At 29.0% G+C, this 16,947-nt stretch carries 15 protein-coding genes; 5 read left to right on the top strand and 10 right to left on the bottom strand.

Features of this window, described 5'->3' with window-relative positions; genetic code table 11:
• Position 1 precedes the first annotated feature (1 nt).
• Both BVAVS116_RS00385 and BVAVS116_RS00390 read left to right on the top strand, forming a co-directional pair.
• Entirely contained in the window at positions 2 to 682 is a 681-nt protein-coding gene (locus BVAVS116_RS00385; RefSeq protein ID WP_006068306.1) for an ABC transporter ATP-binding protein, read from the top strand.
• The gene (locus tag BVAVS116_RS00390) at positions 679 to 1,932 is read left to right on the top strand and encodes an ABC transporter permease (RefSeq protein ID WP_006068573.1); all 1,254 of its coding nucleotides are present in this window, start codon (positions 679 to 681) and stop codon (positions 1,930 to 1,932) included. The genes BVAVS116_RS00385 and BVAVS116_RS00390 overlap by 4 nt, the downstream gene beginning before the upstream one ends.
• 9 nt (positions 1,933 to 1,941) lie before the next feature.
• Here the strand turns inward: BVAVS116_RS00390 and BVAVS116_RS00395 are convergent, their stop codons facing one another.
• Together BVAVS116_RS00395 and BVAVS116_RS00400 are read right to left on the bottom strand one after the other, a co-directional pair.
• Positions 1,942 to 3,240: a hypothetical protein gene (locus BVAVS116_RS00395; protein ID WP_095456313.1), complete on the bottom strand. Its 1,299-nt coding sequence runs from the start codon at positions 3,238 to 3,240 to the stop codon at positions 1,942 to 1,944.
• Complete coding sequence (locus tag BVAVS116_RS00400) at positions 3,230 to 3,550, bottom strand: hypothetical protein (protein WP_040351356.1); 321 nt, start codon at positions 3,548 to 3,550, stop codon at positions 3,230 to 3,232. The genes BVAVS116_RS00395 and BVAVS116_RS00400 overlap by 11 nt, the downstream gene beginning before the upstream one ends.
• 178 nt (positions 3,551 to 3,728) lie before the next feature.
• Here BVAVS116_RS00400 and BVAVS116_RS00405 point away from each other — a divergent pair, with 178 nt between their 5' ends.
• Genes BVAVS116_RS00405 through BVAVS116_RS00415 form a run of 3 tightly spaced genes read left to right on the top strand, consistent with a single transcriptional unit; the run spans position 3,729 to position 7,017 of the window.
• Positions 3,729 to 4,997 carry a cysteine desulfurase gene (locus tag BVAVS116_RS00405; RefSeq protein WP_006068568.1) on the top strand — a complete coding sequence of 423 codons (1,269 nt, stop codon included), beginning with the start codon at positions 3,729 to 3,731 and terminating at the stop codon, positions 4,995 to 4,997.
• A gap of 59 nt (positions 4,998 to 5,056) precedes the next feature.
• Entirely contained in the window at positions 5,057 to 5,485 is a 429-nt protein-coding gene (locus tag BVAVS116_RS00410; RefSeq protein WP_006068259.1) for an iron-sulfur cluster assembly scaffold protein, read from the top strand.
• Positions 5,482 to 7,017, top strand: a complete 1,536-nt coding sequence (locus tag BVAVS116_RS00415; RefSeq protein WP_006068372.1) for a YifB family Mg chelatase-like AAA ATPase — start codon at positions 5,482 to 5,484, stop codon at positions 7,015 to 7,017. The genes BVAVS116_RS00410 and BVAVS116_RS00415 overlap by 4 nt, the downstream gene beginning before the upstream one ends.
• A gap of 29 nt (positions 7,018 to 7,046) precedes the next feature.
• Here BVAVS116_RS00415 and BVAVS116_RS00420 read toward each other — a convergent pair whose 3' ends face one another.
• The 8 genes from BVAVS116_RS00420 to BVAVS116_RS00455 form a co-directional block, all read right to left on the bottom strand.
• Entirely contained in the window at positions 7,047 to 7,997 is a 951-nt protein-coding gene (locus BVAVS116_RS00420) for an L-lactate dehydrogenase (protein WP_006068353.1), read from the bottom strand.
• Positions 7,998 to 8,115: 118 nt separating this feature from the next.
• Entirely contained in the window at positions 8,116 to 9,942 is a 1,827-nt protein-coding gene (gene lepA, locus BVAVS116_RS00425) for a translation elongation factor 4 (protein ID WP_006068294.1), read from the bottom strand.
• 3 nt (positions 9,943 to 9,945) lie between these two features.
• Entirely contained in the window at positions 9,946 to 10,926 is a 981-nt protein-coding gene (locus BVAVS116_RS00430) for a hypothetical protein (RefSeq protein WP_006068594.1), read from the bottom strand.
• 70 nt (positions 10,927 to 10,996) lie between these two features.
• Positions 10,997 to 11,431 (bottom strand): ATP synthase subunit K, encoded by a 435-nt coding sequence (locus tag BVAVS116_RS00435; RefSeq protein WP_004790144.1) that lies wholly within the window; start codon positions 11,429 to 11,431, stop codon positions 10,997 to 10,999.
• 20 nt (positions 11,432 to 11,451) lie between these two features.
• On the bottom strand, positions 11,452 to 13,278 hold the full coding sequence (locus BVAVS116_RS00440; protein ID WP_006068933.1) for a V-type ATP synthase subunit I: 1,827 nt from the start codon (positions 13,276 to 13,278) through the stop codon (positions 11,452 to 11,454).
• Positions 13,279 to 13,288: 10 nt separating this feature from the next.
• On the bottom strand, positions 13,289 to 13,885 hold the full coding sequence (locus BVAVS116_RS00445) for a V-type ATP synthase subunit D (protein WP_006068896.1): 597 nt from the start codon (positions 13,883 to 13,885) through the stop codon (positions 13,289 to 13,291).
• Positions 13,886 to 13,887: 2 nt separating this feature from the next.
• Positions 13,888 to 15,192, bottom strand: a complete 1,305-nt coding sequence (locus BVAVS116_RS00450) for a V-type ATP synthase subunit B (protein ID WP_006068708.1) — start codon at positions 15,190 to 15,192, stop codon at positions 13,888 to 13,890.
• Between the two features lie 21 nt (positions 15,193 to 15,213).
• Positions 15,214 to 16,941 carry a V-type ATP synthase subunit A gene (locus BVAVS116_RS00455; RefSeq protein WP_006068411.1) on the bottom strand — a complete coding sequence of 576 codons (1,728 nt, stop codon included), beginning with the start codon at positions 16,939 to 16,941 and terminating at the stop codon, positions 15,214 to 15,216.
• Positions 16,942 to 16,947: the final 6 nt, after the last annotated feature.

Genomic DNA, 16,947 nt, shown 5'->3' on the forward strand with positions numbered 1-16,947 from the left:
AATGGAAAATATATTAATTATAAAAAATCTTTGCAAAGCATACAAAAAAAATAAAACAAAAATTCAAGTAATAGAAAATTTAAACTTAACTGTAACAAAAGGTGAATTTATTTCAATTCAAGGAAAAAGTGGTTGTGGAAAATCAACTCTTTTTAATATGATTTCAGGAATTGATAAAATAGATTCTGGAGAGATAATATCGTGTGGAATATCTTTGAAAAATGCAAATGAAAAAACATTAAGTTTATATAAAAACAGACAAATAGGTTTAGTATTTCAAAACTATAATTTAATAAATGAGTTCAGTGTAATTGAAAATATAATTTTACCCAAAATTATCTTGGGCCAAGAAACAAAAGAAACAATAAATAAAAAAGCTTTAGAGCTAATGAAAATACTAGACATAGAAAACAGAGCAAATCATTACCCTTCAGAACTCTCGGGAGGCGAATCACAAAGGGTCGCTATTGCTAGAGCGTTAATCAATGAACCTAATATAATCTTATGTGATGAACCTACAGGAAATTTAGACTTAAGCACAGCTAAAACCGTAGAAAATCTACTTATCAATACCGCAAAAAATTTTAAAAAAACATTAATACTAGTTAGTCATAACCCTCAATTTGCAAACAAAGCAGATTCAAAATATGAATTCAAAGATAGGACATTAAAAAAACTATGATGCTTTTAAAACTAAAAGAAATTACAAAAATTGCTTATATAATTTTTAAAAATTCAACAAATAAAATAGCTTTAATGGGTTCTGGAATATCATTAAGTTTAGTGATGATTCCATTAATTATTGTTTACTATATGTCTAGCAATATTATGACTTCTACTATTAATAAATATATTGAAAGTGAGGGATTTTCCATACAAATAGAATACAACGACACAAATAAAACTCATTACCTAAAAGACAGATTAAACTCATTTGAAAAAAAATATAATTACAAAGATTTAAATTATTTTTTTGAAAAAAGAACTTATGGAATTATTGGAAATAATAAAAAACAAGGTGTACTAATAAGAGCAATAGAAAACGAATTCATATTGGAAAACAAATCAATAAAATTAATAAAAGGTACTAAAAATTTAAAAAAGGATTCTATACTCATTTCAAATCAAATAAAAAATAAACTTAATTTAAATCTCAATGAAAAAATTGAGATTTTGATTCCAAATACAAAAAACAATAAAATAATGCCCAGAATAAAAAAGTTTAATATCTCAGGAATAATTGAAACCGGGCTAAAAGATATTGATAATAATTTAGTGTTAATTTCTTTTGAAAATGAAAATTTAATGTCAAAAAAGTTTTCAAAAAGCATAATTGGACTTAAAACAAATTCCAATTCCATAAAAACCAATGAAATCTTGAAACAAAATTTAGAAACTGAATTTCAAGAATTCCAAACAAAAACATTCTATGAGCTTTACTTAAATAAATATAATAATCTAGATATAAGTAAAAAACTTTTAATATTCATTATGGCTTTGATTATAATATTTGCAAGCATCAATATGTCTTCGTCTCTTTCAATGCTTATTTTTGAAAATAAAAAGAAAATTGCAATACTAAAATCAATTGGAATGAATAATTTAAACATAAAAATAATATTTCTTTTGATATCGCTCACATTAAGCACTACCTTTTGTGGAATTGGAATAATAATTGGAAATTATTTAACACTTAAAATATCCTATTTAATAAACTTTGTTGATAATGTTTTAAACCTATTTTTAAAAATATTTGGAGAAGAAAATTCTGAAATATTAAACTCAGAATACTACGTATCGGAATTTCAAATAAATTTAAGCCTGAGCTTTAACTTAATACTTCTTGGCTTATATATGTTAATAACCATTTTAACCACACTGATTCCGCTTAGCATTATCTCAAATTTAAAAGAAAAAGAAATTTTAAGATAGTTTAAAGCTCTATTTAATCAGAACATTATAAATTTTAATAGATGAAAAATCCTTTTCAATAGTGGGATAAATTTCACTTGGGAAAATCGTACTAATTGTGAAACTCTGTTTAGATTTAGATTTTAAAAAAGAATTTGCAGAAGAGATTAATTTACGTCTCAAAGACCTAATAATTCTATCTTCCTTATCAATATACCCAATTTCAATCTCCAAATTTTTAATAACATCTTTTGAAGAATTGAAAACTTCTATCACAGTATTTACCTTACAAATCCCAAAAGATTCTTTAAAATAACTTCCAATATATTTAAATTTTAATATAAAAGAATCTGAGTCAAGATCTACACCAATTTTATCACCAACATTCTCAAAAAAATCAATCTCAATAATATCTAATACTATTTTTTTAGGATTAACATCAATAGCTCTTGGTATGCTTGATATAACATCAATTGGAATATAAACATTTTTACCCCATTTTGCAGCAAAATCACTTTCTTTGTCAAAAACTTGGTTAAACACAGATTTGCCAAGATCATCATAAACTGTAACTCTATAAGAAATCTTTTTAACAGGATGCGTTGTTGAGACAACCCCTGCTTTAAGCTGATACAAATGTGCATCTTCAAACACTAAAACTTTAGCGTCCTCTATTTCTATGTAATATAAGTCTTTGGGATATGAAATAAGATTAGCAGCTTCAACTACTAAATCAGTAGCCATAGTAATAGGAGGAAGACCTTGTAATGTAAAAGAAGGGGTAAATTTTTCTTTTAAAGCCATTTTACCATTCCCATTTAAACCAATGAAACTCTGAAAAGATCTGTAAGTGATCAAAGAAATAAAAAATATCAAGATAGAACTCAAAGCTAATATTAACATTCTGTTCTTGGATTTTTTAAATTCATAATAGTTGATTAAATCTAAATCGTTTTTTATTCCAAATTCTTTTGCTTGTAAACTCACATGAATCATTTTTTTTTTAGATTCTTTAGTATTTACCTTATCAGTAATCTCTTTAAAAAGAAAAAAAAATGAACTAAACATCGATTTATCGTGAAGAGAATAAAAATAAATAGATTCAAGCTCTCTAAAAGCAACATCTACCCTACCCATATCAAAAAATCTTTTAACTCGAGTATAAGATCTTTTAAAATGAAGTTCTATATTTTCAATATCATTATCAGAAATACCTGATATTTCAATAATATTTTTAATACTCTTTTTGGTTAAAATTTTATTTCTATGCTTCCTAAGTTTTGATAAATAAATCTTAATTCTATCTTCAGACGTTTTACTATTCATTATCTTCTAATTCATCAACTTTTTTTAAAAGCCAATAAGCAATATTTCTGGCAGTAGTCTTAGTAATAGAAATTCCTATAAAAGAGTTAATTAATACTATTTTTCCCTCTTCTCCACGTTTTAATTCTTTTGAAGCCTCTTCTAAAACACCTTCTTTGGTTTTTGTGTAAGCAATCTCTTCAGAAATCTCTGTAGACTCGAAAACAAGATCACAAAAAATCTCTCCCGTGCTAGTTACATTCCCATAAATATTGTTAACAGGAACCAATTTATAATCTTCAACTTTTTCAAACCTATAAATTACTTCTTTCATATAAACGAGTATATCATAATCAAAAAACATAGCCAATAAACAAAATCCATACAAAAATAAATTCTAATTTAAAAAAAATGATTATTAATTAATAATCATTTTAAATTTTTTTGTGAAATAAAAAATAATGATATAATTATTAAAACTAAAAATTAAAACAAAGGAACTTGTAAGGATTATGGACTTTAAACAAATAAAAAGCAACGCTGAAAAGGTCAAGTTTTTAAGAAAAGATTTTCCTATTTTAAATAAAAAATTTAACAATAAGCATATAATTTATTTTGACAATGCAGCAACTTCGCAAAAACCCAAAAAAGTAATTTACTCTAGCATAGAATATTATGAAAATTACAACGCAAATGTACATAGAAGCGGTCACAAATTTGCAATTCAATCTAGCATAACAATAGAAAAAACAAGAGAACTTGTAAAAAATTTCATTAATGCAGAATCTGCAAAAAATATAATATTTACCTCTGGAACTACAGATGGAATTAACATCATAGCAAACTCATTTTTTTACTCAAAATACTTTAAAAAAAAAGATGAAATTATTCTTACAACTCTTGAACATAATAGTAATTTGCTGCCATGGGCAAATCTTGCAAAATTATCCAATCTAACAATTAAGCTTGCTAAATTCAATGAAATGGGAATTATTACCCCTGAAGAAATTGAAAAACTTATTACAGAAAAAACAAAACTCATAAGTATTTCAGGAATAAATAATACTTTGGGAACCATTAATGATTTAGAATCTATTGGGAAAATCGCAAAAAAATACAATATAAGTCTTTTTATAGATGCTGCACAAATGGCGCCTCATATAAAAATAGATGTTAAAAAAATTGGCTGTGACTTTTTGGTATTTTCTGGACATAAAATGCTTGCTCCAACAGGAATAGGAATTTTATATATTTCAAATAATATGGCTGAAAAGCTTAATAGCTCAAAATTAGGAGGAAATACTGTAGAAGAAATATTCATAGAAAATAAAAAAATTAAATTTAAATCATTCGATGCTCCTAATAAATTTGAATCGGGAACCCCAAATATTGCGGGAATTATTGGACTTAAAGAAGCAATAAAATATATCAATAATATTTCTATGGATTTTATTTTAGAACATGATCAGCAATTAATCGAATATGGCGTAAAAAAATTACAAGAACTTGATGAAGTCGAGTTCTTATTAAATACAAATCTTAAAAGAAATTCAATAATATCATTTACCGTAAAAAATATTCATTCACACGATATTGAAACCTATTTAGATACAATGGGAATAGCAACTAGAGCTGGAAAAACTTGCTCCTATGTAGCATTTTTTCCAGAAAATTTAAATAAAAACCATCTTTTAAGAGCTAGCTTTTATTTTTACAATACACAAGAAGAAATTGATATTTTCGTATTGGGGTTAAAAAAAGTAATAAAAGAGCTCTCGTAAAAATTTTCATAATATCTTTTATTATTGATTTAATAAATCAAAGAAAATAGAATTAAATTATGCTCACTGAAGAAACTAAAAAAAAACTATTAAAGCTTAGTAAAGTAAATAATTACATAATAAATGAAGTAGAAAAAACCCAAAATTTCAAACATCAATCTAAATGTGGGGATCAAATTTTATTCCAAACAATAGAAGCAAATAACGAAAAATTTAATTTTAAACATCATGCATCTGGATGTATGATTTTACTTGCAAGCGCCAACGCTTTAAACAAATTGTGCAATAATAAACCAAAACCCGAAATCCTAAACTTAGTGCAAAAAGTGATAAACGGTGATTTTACAAATCTAGATGAAATTGATGCAAGTTTAAAAATTTTTAACATATTTACAAATACAAATAGAAAAGATTGTTTTTTATTGCCGTACAAATCATTAAAAGATAGTTTGGAAAACTACAAGCCTCTAAGGAGAATTATTAGATGAAAATCTATTCACACTCATCAATCGGATATGAAGGAGAACTAATTGAGATTGAAATAGATATTAAAAAAGGAATTTCTGGAATTGATATCGTAGGGCTTGCTGGAAGCGAAATTAAAGAATCAAGAGAAAGAGTAAAATCAGCTATCAAGAATTCAAATTTTCATCTTCTCAAAGATAGAATATTAATAAACCTTGCACCAGCTGGAATTAAAAAGCTTGGAACAGCTTTTGACCTTTCGATTGCTATTAGCATTATTAAAATCCAAGAAAGCAAAAATAATGAGAATTTAGAAATCTTAGTATTGGGAGAATTACAATTAGATGGCAAAATAAGATCAATAAAAGCGGTTTTGCCAGCCATTGCTCTTGCCAAAGAAAAGGAAATAAAATTTGCAATAGTTCCCTTTGAAAATTTAGAAGAAGCTCTCCTAATAGACGGCTTGAATATTTGGGGTGTTAAAGATTTAAAAGAAAGTGTAAAAATAATAGAACAATTAAACGACAATATACTTCCCCCAAGAACAAACATTAAACCACAGCCAAAAATCGAACAAGATTGTATTTTAGATTATGACTTTAAAAATATAAAAGGACAACAAAGAGCAAAAAGAGCAATTGAAATAGCAATTGCCGGGGGACATAACATAATGTTATTTGGTCCACCTGGAAGCGGTAAAACACTTAGTATTAAGTGCGCCCAATCTATTCTACCTCCACTTACAAACAAAGAGCTGATAGAAACAAATAGAATATGGTCAATATCGGGAAAATTAATAGACAGAAAAATAATAAAACAAAGACCTTTTAGGAATCCTCACCATACTGCTAGTAAAGAAGGAATAATTGGAGGAGGTCCAAATCCCTTACCTGGAGAAGTGTCTCTTGCCCATAATGGAATATTATTTCTAGATGAAGCTTTAGAATTTAAAAAATCCATCTTACAATCTTTACGTGAACCTATTGAAGACAAATCAATTTCAATCTCAAGAGCAAGTTCTAAGTTATTCAAATACCCCGCCAATTTCCAACTAATGCTTGCAATGAATCTTTGCCCTTGTGGAAATCTTGGCAAAAAAAATACAGATTGTTTTTGCTCACAACAAGAAATTTCAAATTATTGGAAAAAACTCGGAGCTGCAATGCTTGATAGAATTGATATTAGAGTCCCAACAAGAGCAATTAATAATGAAAAATTACTCAGCGAAACAAGCGAAAGTTCAAGCGAAATAAAAAAAAGAATAATAAAAGCAAGAAATATTCAAAATATAAGATACAAAAATTTTGCAAACATAAATAAAAACTCCGATCTTAATTCCGATCACATTGAAAAATTTTGCGAATTAAGTGCAATCTTAAAAAATGATTTAATTTACATTCTAAACAAACTCAACATATCTTCAAGAGCAACACATTCAATACTAAAAATTGCAAGAACAATCTCCGATTTAAAGGAAGAAAAAAATATTTCAAGAGAAGCCTTACTTGAAGCAATTGAACATAGAAAAAACGGAGAAAATATGCTTGAAAAATAAAAACCCCTAAAATATTTGGGGTCTTAAAACTAAAATTCTATTTTATCAATATAGCTTTTAAGCTGATTAGCTGAATTGTTAAACTTCTCAAGCTCTTTAGGACTTATTTTAAAGTTTAAAACTTCTTTAACTCCTTCTTTACAAACTATAGCAGGTGCTCCAATGTAAATATCTTTAATTGATCCCCCATACTGACCATTAATATAAGAAGATATTGGCAGAATAATATTTTGATCTCCAATTATTGCATTTACAATATTCTTAATACCAAGCCCAATAGCATAATAGGTTGCTCCCTTAAACTTAATTACATCATAAGCAGCATTAACAACCTTTTTATGAATTTCATCAAGCTCCTGATCAGTTATTTTGCCTTCAGAAAGGTATTCTGATAAAGGCTTCATTGCTATTTTTGTTTCATCCCAAGTAGCAAAAGAACTATCACCATGCTCACCCATAATATATGAATGTATATTTTGAGTGTTCACGTTAAAACGATCACTTAAAAAATATCTAAGTCTTGAAGTATCAAGAATAGTACCAGTACCAATAACCTTATGAATAGGAAATTTAGAATATTTCATTGTAACATAAGTCATAATATCTACAGGGTTACTTGCAATGACAAAAATACCATCAAACCCACTAGCTACAATATTAGTTACAATATCTTTAAAAATTTTAGAATTTTTATCAACCAAATCAAGCCTTGTTTCACCAGGTTTTTGATTAAGTCCCGCTGTAATTACAACAATATCTGCATTAACACAATCTTTGTAAGATCCAAACGATACATTAATATTCTTTTTTAAAAACATTTGGCCATGATTAAGGTCCATAACCTCACCTTTTGCTTTATTTTCATTAACATCAATAATTACAAGTTCATGTACAAGCGAATTGTCTATTGTCAAAGCATAAGCAAAGCTTGAACCCACCCCACCAGCTCCAATAAGAACAACTTTATTAGATTTAAGCATAAAAACTCCATATAAATTTAAACTAAATATAACTAATTTTAAATAATCAATGATAAAAATATTTTATCGCATTTCTAAGAGCTTTGCCAACAAAAGTCTTTAAAAATTAAAAACACATTTAATTATCATTAGATTTCAAAACTGCAAGAAAAGCACTTTGTGGAATCTCAACATTTCCTACCATCTTCATTCGCTTTTTACCTTCTTTCTGCTTTTCCAAAAGTTTTCGCTTACGAGTAATATCACCACCATAACACTTAGCAGTAACATCTTTTCTAACAGGAGATATTGTTTCTCGAGCAATAACATTAGAGCCAATAGCACCTTGAATAGCTATTTTGAATTGTTGTCTTGCTATTTCATCTTTCAATTTTTTACAAATCCCAATGGCTTTAGTTCTTGCACTATCTTTAAAAACCAATTGAGACAGTGCATCAACCCTATCCCCATTGACTAATATATCTAATCTTACTAAATCTGTATATTCATAATCTAAAAGTTCATAATCAAAAGAAGCATATCCACGACTCACAGATTTAATCTTATCATAAAAATCAAAAAGGATTTCAGAAAGAGGCATTTTATAAATAAGCTCAACACGCTTAGTATCAAGATAAATTAAGTTTGTCTGCACTCCTCTTTTCAACAAACACACACTCATAATATTTCCTAAAAATTCTGTAGGAACAATAATATTAGCCCTAATATAAGGCTCAAGAATACTTTCAATAGCTTCATTTCCAGGAAATTGTTCGGGACTTTCAATAAAATAAGATTCTCCCTTTTTAGGAATTATTTTGTATCTAACAGAAGGAGAAGTCAATATCACATTTAAATCAAATTCACGCTCAATGCGTTCTTGAATAACCTCTAAATGCAAAAGACCAAGAAATCCACACTTAAAACCATGCCCAAGAGCTGCCGATGAATCCTTTTCAAATGTTAACGACGCATCATTAAGTTTTAATCTATCCATTGCCTTTAAAAGATCATCATATTGATTAGCATCAACAGGATACACCGAAGAAAACACTACAGGCTTAACTTCTTTAAATCCCTCAAGGGGAGATAATGCAGGAAAATCACAAAGAGTTACTGTATCTCCAATTTTCACATCTGATATATTTTTAATTCCTGCAATAAAATATCCAACATCTCCTACTTCTAGTCTATCTTTTCTTTCAAGTGATATTTTAAAAACTCCAATCTCCTCAATTAAATATTCACTATCAGTATGCATTAACCTAATCTTATCACCTGTCTTTATTTGTCCTTCGAAAATCCTAAAGTGAACAATAACTCCTCTATAAGAATCGTAATGTGAATCAAAAATTAATGCCCTTAATGGATCCTTAATATTTCCTTTAGGAGATGGCACATACTTACAAATAGCTTCAAGCAAGTCATCAATTCCTATTCCATTCTTAGCAGAAATCAAAATAGCAATTTCTTCATTTAATCCTAAATCATTTTTTATTTGCTTTTTTACAAAGTCAATATTAGCATTTGGAAGATCTATTTTATTAATAACAGGAATAATTTCTAAATCATGCTCAAAAGCCATATAAAAATTAGAAACTGTCTGAGCTTGTATTCCCTGACTTGCATCAATTAATAAAAGAGCACCTTCACAAGATGAAATTGCTCTTGATACTTCATAAGAAAAATCAACATGACCTGGAGTATCTACAAAATTTAATTCATAAAGATTGCCGTCATTACTTTTATAAGTAATTGTTACTGCTTGACTTTTTATTGTAATTCCTCTTTCTCGCTCAATCTCCATACTGTCAAGCATTTGACTTTTAAAATCACGATCAGATATTATTTTAGCCTTTTGAATAAATCGATCAGCTAATGTTGATTTACCATGATCAATGTGTGCAATAATGCAAAAATTTTTCTTACGAATACTAATACTTGCTCCCCCTGAACCACAAATCAAGATTTAAAAATTTACCTTTTTTTTAAATACAGAATTTTTAATTTGACTTCGTGATTTAGCAATATAAGGAGAAAATCTTGGTGCAAGATCCACTATTAATTTCCAAGTATCTATTGCCCTAAATTTATAATTGCCATTAGAATATGCATAAGTAGCAACAGCAACATTATAAACTATTTCCCAAAAATCTGTAGATTCAAAAGCATTTTTTATTGCCTTATATTCATTAATTTTTTGAACAAAAGACCTTAAATTTTTAAACTGATACACAGGTTCATAATAACAAACATAATCATACATTCTTGTTAAAATCCCTACTACAGCTATAAGTCCATGAGTAATTGAAAGTTTGTAAGCCTTTAGGCGTAAATAAACTTTTGACAATAATTGATGAGTATCGATAACATTGTAGTTCTTAAATCTGTAAAGATTAAAAGTAAAATCAATACCAAAAGCCCCTCTTACTTGTTTTAAATAAGAAGTCAAATAAAATGAAACATTAAATTTATCGTTTAATATGTTATTTTCATTTTGAGCATAATCATGATAACTATAATAATCTTTTTTAGTTGAAAACTTATTTAATATTTCGTTTAAATAATCAATTGTATCAACATAATTATTCTCAAGTTCGGCCATTTTGGCTAAAGAAAAAAGTATTTTTTTTTCAAAAGATTTATCTAGTAAATAATCTTTGTCTTCGAAAGACTTGTAAAGGTTTAATTTTTCAAGAACAGCATTTCCAGACATCCCATAAGCTACGGACAAATAATAACTAGCTTCGGGATAAACACCTTTTCTAAGTAAAGCTTCCTGCAAATAATTAATAGCATGCGTAAGATTAGACTTACTAAACTCAGATTTAGAATAAAGAAATTGCCTACCTTTTTCAAGTAAAATCCAATACGGAAAATTTTTATTACTTGAAGAATTCAAAAAAATAGAAAAAGGCAGAGCAAAAAACAATAAAATCCAATTTCTCATAATAACAAATATATTAAATTAACTCATAAATTACGAGAAAATTTAATGTTAAAAAAAACAATAATCAAAATTAAACAAACTTGAATATCATTAAAAATACCATTACAAAAAGAGCAACAGATTCTATTAATCCTAAAACTAGTAGGTATGTAGCAAATCCTTTCCCAGTCTCAGAAAAAGCATCACAAGCGCCTGCTGCTGCTTTACCTTGAGCAAATCCAGAAACAGCAATCGCAAACCCACCGCCAAGACCAGCTCCAAGTAACAACCATGGATTTGTCTGCATCATTACCTCATATAACGTGTTCATTAAAATATATCCATATATTATTTGAGTCAATGGTGCTGAAACAAAAACAATCAATAAAAATGGTGCTGGCTTTCCTTGCATATAACATCTCTTCCATGCTCCAATAGCAGCACTACCTGCTGCTCCCATGCCCAACGCAGAACCTATTGCTGAGATTGTCAAAGCTGAATTAACTCCTATTAAACCTATATCCATAAGTACTCCTTTTTTTTATTTTATTTTTTTATTTTTTTAAAAGGCTTATAAGCATATCCACTCCATTCTTGCCCTAAATGGTTTGAAAATTCAAGCATATTAAGCCTTACTCCATGAACAATTACTGAAAGTAAAGATAACATTATATTTAAAACATGCCCAAAAAGTATAACAATAATTCCAACTACTATAAGACCAATATTAGAAGATTTTAACAAAGGCATTGACATGGCATTAAAACTTGCTGAGATTGAAAGTCCAGCAAGTCCAACTGCAAAAAGTCTAATATAAGATATTATATCTGCAAATCCTGACACGGTGGTTAAAAATTGCTCTATAATACCTCCAAAACTTTTCAATATACACTTAAAAAAATTCGAACCATCTTGCTTTCCAAAAATAAATACAAGTGCAATGCCAAAATATATTGTATTATAAACAGCATTATACATAGGAAATCGAAATTGGCCAAGTATTAAATTCAAAACAAGGTAATAAAGACCAACTATACCTATGAGCCAACCAATCTGTGCAATTGAATGAATATGGGGCTTTTCTTTTACTTGCCTGAAAAAATTCCAAGCATGAGCCAATGAAATTTGCAAAACTCCTATTGAAAAGCAGATAAAGATAATATTTTGCATACTATTTTTATCTGTCAAATAACTAACTTTAAATGAATTCAAAATAGGAAACATTTCAAGAATTAAAGGACTACCAAACCAAGTCCCAGTCATAGAACCATAAAGTATCGATGATACACTAAGATAAAATATTAACCCATGAAATGAAGTTAAAGGCTTCCCTTTAAGAATAAAACTCAAGCTAAGCAAAATTCCTATCAAAAAAAATATCACTCCATAAGCCGCATCACCTATTATCATACCAAAAAACACAAAGAAAAATAACATAAAAATAAAACTTATATCCCTTTCTTTATATCCAGGAATTGTTTCTAAAATATTAAAAATAGGTGTAGCTAAATTGGCAATTCCTTTCCTTTTTATATAAGTTGGAATAATATCATTTTCTTCAGGATCTGCAAATTGCACTGCAAAACCTGCTTTTAAAATTGAACTTTTAAGAGATTCTTGACTTTCAGCTGGAACAAATCCCGTAATATACGAAAAATCTTCAAAATCGGTTTGCATATCAGCTAAAACCTGCTCAAACTCTACAATTTGATCGTAATTTTTTATCTCATCTCTTAAAATATCAATGTATTTATTAAAAAGAGAAATTTGGGTCAATTTTTGATCTAGAATCTCATCAACAACTTTCAACTTATTATTAATATAATCAAGATCAAAATTAAACTTAAATTCATCAGCAATTTCAATTTTTTGCTCAAACTCACCTACACTAACAAAATAAGAAGTGTTTTTTACATTTTTAATCAAAAACACATTAACATTAGGGTCTCTTAATAAATTTTTATATTCACTTTTTTGGATTTTAAAAAAGTTAATATAAATGTTAGATTCTTTCAATTTGTTAATATATTCTAAAGAAAAATTTCCCCAAACTGAAATCAAATTCTTTTCATGTAGTAAAGATCGTTTAATGTCTTGAAATTCTTTGATCTCATTGCCTAAATTGACTATGCTTTTTGCAATATCTAAAAAATTTCCATTAGAAGACTTCAAAGCCTTAACACCCCCATCTTCTTTAAGTAACGAAAAAGCTTGTATTAAAATTCGCCGATTATCAATGCTTTTTTTTAAAGAATCTGAATTTTTATTGCAAGAATTAATATGAACTACTCCAAAATCTCTTAAAATCTCCAATGATTCTTTTTTATATTTTGATAAAGTCAAAAGTAAAACTTTTTTCATTTTTACAATCATAAGCTTGTTCCTATTTTTTTTTCATCAAACTAGACTTAGCAATTTTACCTCTTACAACAGCTGCAGTTTGCTGATCTCCAAGATACACATTAATTTTTTTTATATTAGCCTTAGCTGTTGGTATCATAACTTTCTCAAATAAATTAACTCTCTGAGATGTTACTCGAAATTCTTTTGAAAGCAAATCAATCTGTTTTTTTAAAATTTTAAGCTCTACATCAATTTGAATCACAATTTTGAGAATTTCAATCCCCTTATCCACCCAATAAGGAGTATAAAGCAAATCGTGCTTTATATTTTCATATTCAATATAATCAAATATAGGAATTGCAACACCTGCAATATTTACAGACTTTTTGACCACTGTTTTTACTTGAATCCAACTTTCAAAAGGAAATTTTTCGCTAAAAAGAGAAATCCAATTAAAAATACTATCTTTAAGTTTTTGTTGCTCAAGATTTTTAATTCTGTAAGCATTTTCAATTCTAACAATTTCCATATAAAGCTGTTGTTTCTTAAGCTGCAAAGTAGGCAAATATCTTTTAAACATTTTAAGTTCATCTTTTTGCTTTTTAAGATCATTTTTGGTCAATTTAATTTTAGGCATAATCAATAGGTCTCTTTCTTAGGCCAATATTTTTCAATAAGGTCTGTTTTTATTCCTGTTTCTTTTGGACTAAAACAACTAGCAAGAATGTCCCAACCCAAATCCAAAGCCTCTTCTAAGGGAATATTAACAGATAAATCCATCATCTTACTTTCAAACATGTTGCTATACTTAAGCAATTTTTCATCCCACTTGGTCATATTAAATCCCATAGCCTTCTTTTCTACAGACTCTTTTGAAGATGCATAAAGTTTAATCATTGAATCCATTATAGTCCTGTGATCGTCTCTAGTCTTGTTATTTACCATTTGCTTAAGTCTTGAAAGCGATCCGAAAGGTTCTATTCTGCCGCCCTTTAAATAGTACTGACCTTCTGTTATATACCCAGTATTATCAGGAACAGGATGAGTAACATCATCACCCGGCATAGTTGTAACCGTAAGTATTGTAACCGACCCTGCACCTTCAAAATCAATAGCTTTCTCATAACGATATGCAAGCTGAGAATATAAATCTCCAGGATACCCTCTGTTAGAAGGTACTTGTTCCATCGTTATAGATATTTCTTTCATTGCATCAGCAAAATTTGTCATGTCTGTAAGAAGCACTAAAACTTTTTTACCCTTTAGGGCAAACTTTTCAGCAACAGAAAGCGAAATATCAGGAACAGTTAAAGATTCAACAACAGAATCGTTAGCAGTATGAACAAAAAAAATTGCTCTACTTAAGGCACCTCCTTTTTCTAAAGAATCTTTAAAAGTTAAATAATCATCATGCTTCAGTCCCATTCCACCAAGAATTATCAAATCAACCTCTGCTTGAAGTGCAATTCTCACAAGAAGCTCATTATAAGGCTCGCCAGAAACAGAAAAGATTGGTAATTTTTGAGATTCAACAAGAGTGTTAAAAACATCTATCATTGGAAGCCCTGTCCTTATCATATTTCTAGGAACAATGCGTTTTGTGGGATTTGCAGATGGTCCTCCAATTTCAATCAAACTATCATCAAGAGAAGGACCTCCATCTCTAGGATTTCCAGAACCATCAAAAATTCTACCTAACAAATTGTCAGAAAATGAAACTTGCATTGAATGCCCTAAAAACTTTATCTCATCTGACGTGGAAACACCTCTTGTACCTCCATAAACTTGAAGAGAAACTTTTTCTCGATCAAGTTTAATTACTTCGGCTAGAGAACTTGTATCTTTTGCTTTCACAATAGCAAGCTCACCGTACTTAATACCTTGAGCTGTAACAGTTATTACATTGCCTGCTATAGACTCTATTTTACTATAGACTCTTTTCATATATATATTTCTCCAAACCCCCTAAATTACCTTTTTAAAATTTACCAACTCACTCAAGGTGAGCTCCAATTTATTAAATTTATAATCTTTAAAAGAAGAAAGATTCATGTCTAAAAGATTTTGTCTTAATTCATTTATGAAATCTCTTGCTTGAAGCTTATCGGAAAATTCAAAGTCAGTCTTAAGAATGTTATAAACTATATCAAACATATAATTTTGACGCTCTGAATTAACAGCAGCATCAATAGAATCAAATGAATTTTGTTGTAAATAGCATGAATCAAGCAGTTCAGATTTCAAATAAATTAAAAAATCACTATTACTTATGCCCTCTTCCCCAACAACTTTCATCATTTGATTAATTTCGTTACCTTTTACTAAAAAAGATCTTGCATATTCTGTCTTTTTAGAATCAATAACACCTTTATATTTGCTCCAAGATTCAAGAGGGCTAATAGCTGGAAATTTTCTAGCATCAGACCTTTCTCTTGTAAGTCCATGAAATGCTCCAACAACCTTTAAAGTTGCTTGAGTAACTGGCTCTTCGAAATTACCACCAGCAGGGCTTACAGAACCACCAACTGTTACAGATCCAATGTCACCATTATTAAGAACTACAATGCCTGCCCTTTCATAAAAGGAAGCAATAACAGACTCAAGATAAGCTGGAAAAGCCTCCTCACCAGGAATTTCTTCAAGACGACCAGACATTTCTCTCATAGCTTGAGCCCATCTTGAAGTTGAATCTGCCAAAAGAAGAATATCAAGGCCCATCTGTCTATAATATTCACCAATAGTAATAGCGGTATAAACAGAGGCTTCTCTAGCTGCAACTGGCATTGAAGATGTATTACAAATAATACAAGTCCTATCCATTAAAGATTTACCTGTTTTGGGATCTGTCAACTCGGGAAACTCCTTAAGAGTTTCTACAACTTCTCCTGCTCGTTCACCACAGGCTGCAATAATCACTACATCAACATCAGCATTTCGACTTGTAACCTGCTGAAGAACCGTTTTTCCAGCTCCAAAAGGGCCTGGAATGCAAAAAGTTCCCCCTTTAGCAACTGGAAAAAATGTATCTATAATTCTAGTTTGAGTCAACATAGGTTCACTAGGAATAAGTCTCTCTTTATAATTAGTAATAGGAATTTTAACAGGCCAATGAAAAGACATTGTAATATTATGTCTCATACCAGAATCATCTTCGATTACAGCAATTCGATCATCAATCGAATAGTCACCATCACTTACAATTTCCACAATTTTATAAGAATCTCTTTTATAAAATGGAACCATTATTTGATGATGGACAGTTCCTTCAATTACAAAACCTAAAAAATCTCCTGCAATAACAACGTCTCCAACTTTGGAGGTTTTTTTAAAATTCCATTTTTTATCTTTATTCAAGGGCCTTAAATATACCCCCCTTTCTAAAAAAAATCCACATTGAATAGCCAGTTCAGGCAAAGGATTTTGAAGTCCATCATACACTTGAGTTAAAAGACCTGGTCCTAATTCAACTGTTAAGAGCTTATCCGTAAATTCAACTTCATCTCCAACAGATATCCCTTTTGTCAATTCAAAAACTTGTGCATCAACTTCATTGCCCCTAATACGAATTACTTCTGCTTTTAAATTTTTACCAGCGGTTTTTACAAATAAAACTTCATTCATAGAAACTGAACCTTCTACTTCAATAGTAACTAAGTTTCCATTCACTCCAACGACTTTTCCTTTTGTCCTCATAAAATT

Origin of the sequence: Borreliella valaisiana VS116, from assembly GCF_000170955.2 — a bacterium.
GTDB lineage: Bacteria > Spirochaetota > Spirochaetia > Borreliales > Borreliaceae > Borreliella > Borreliella valaisiana.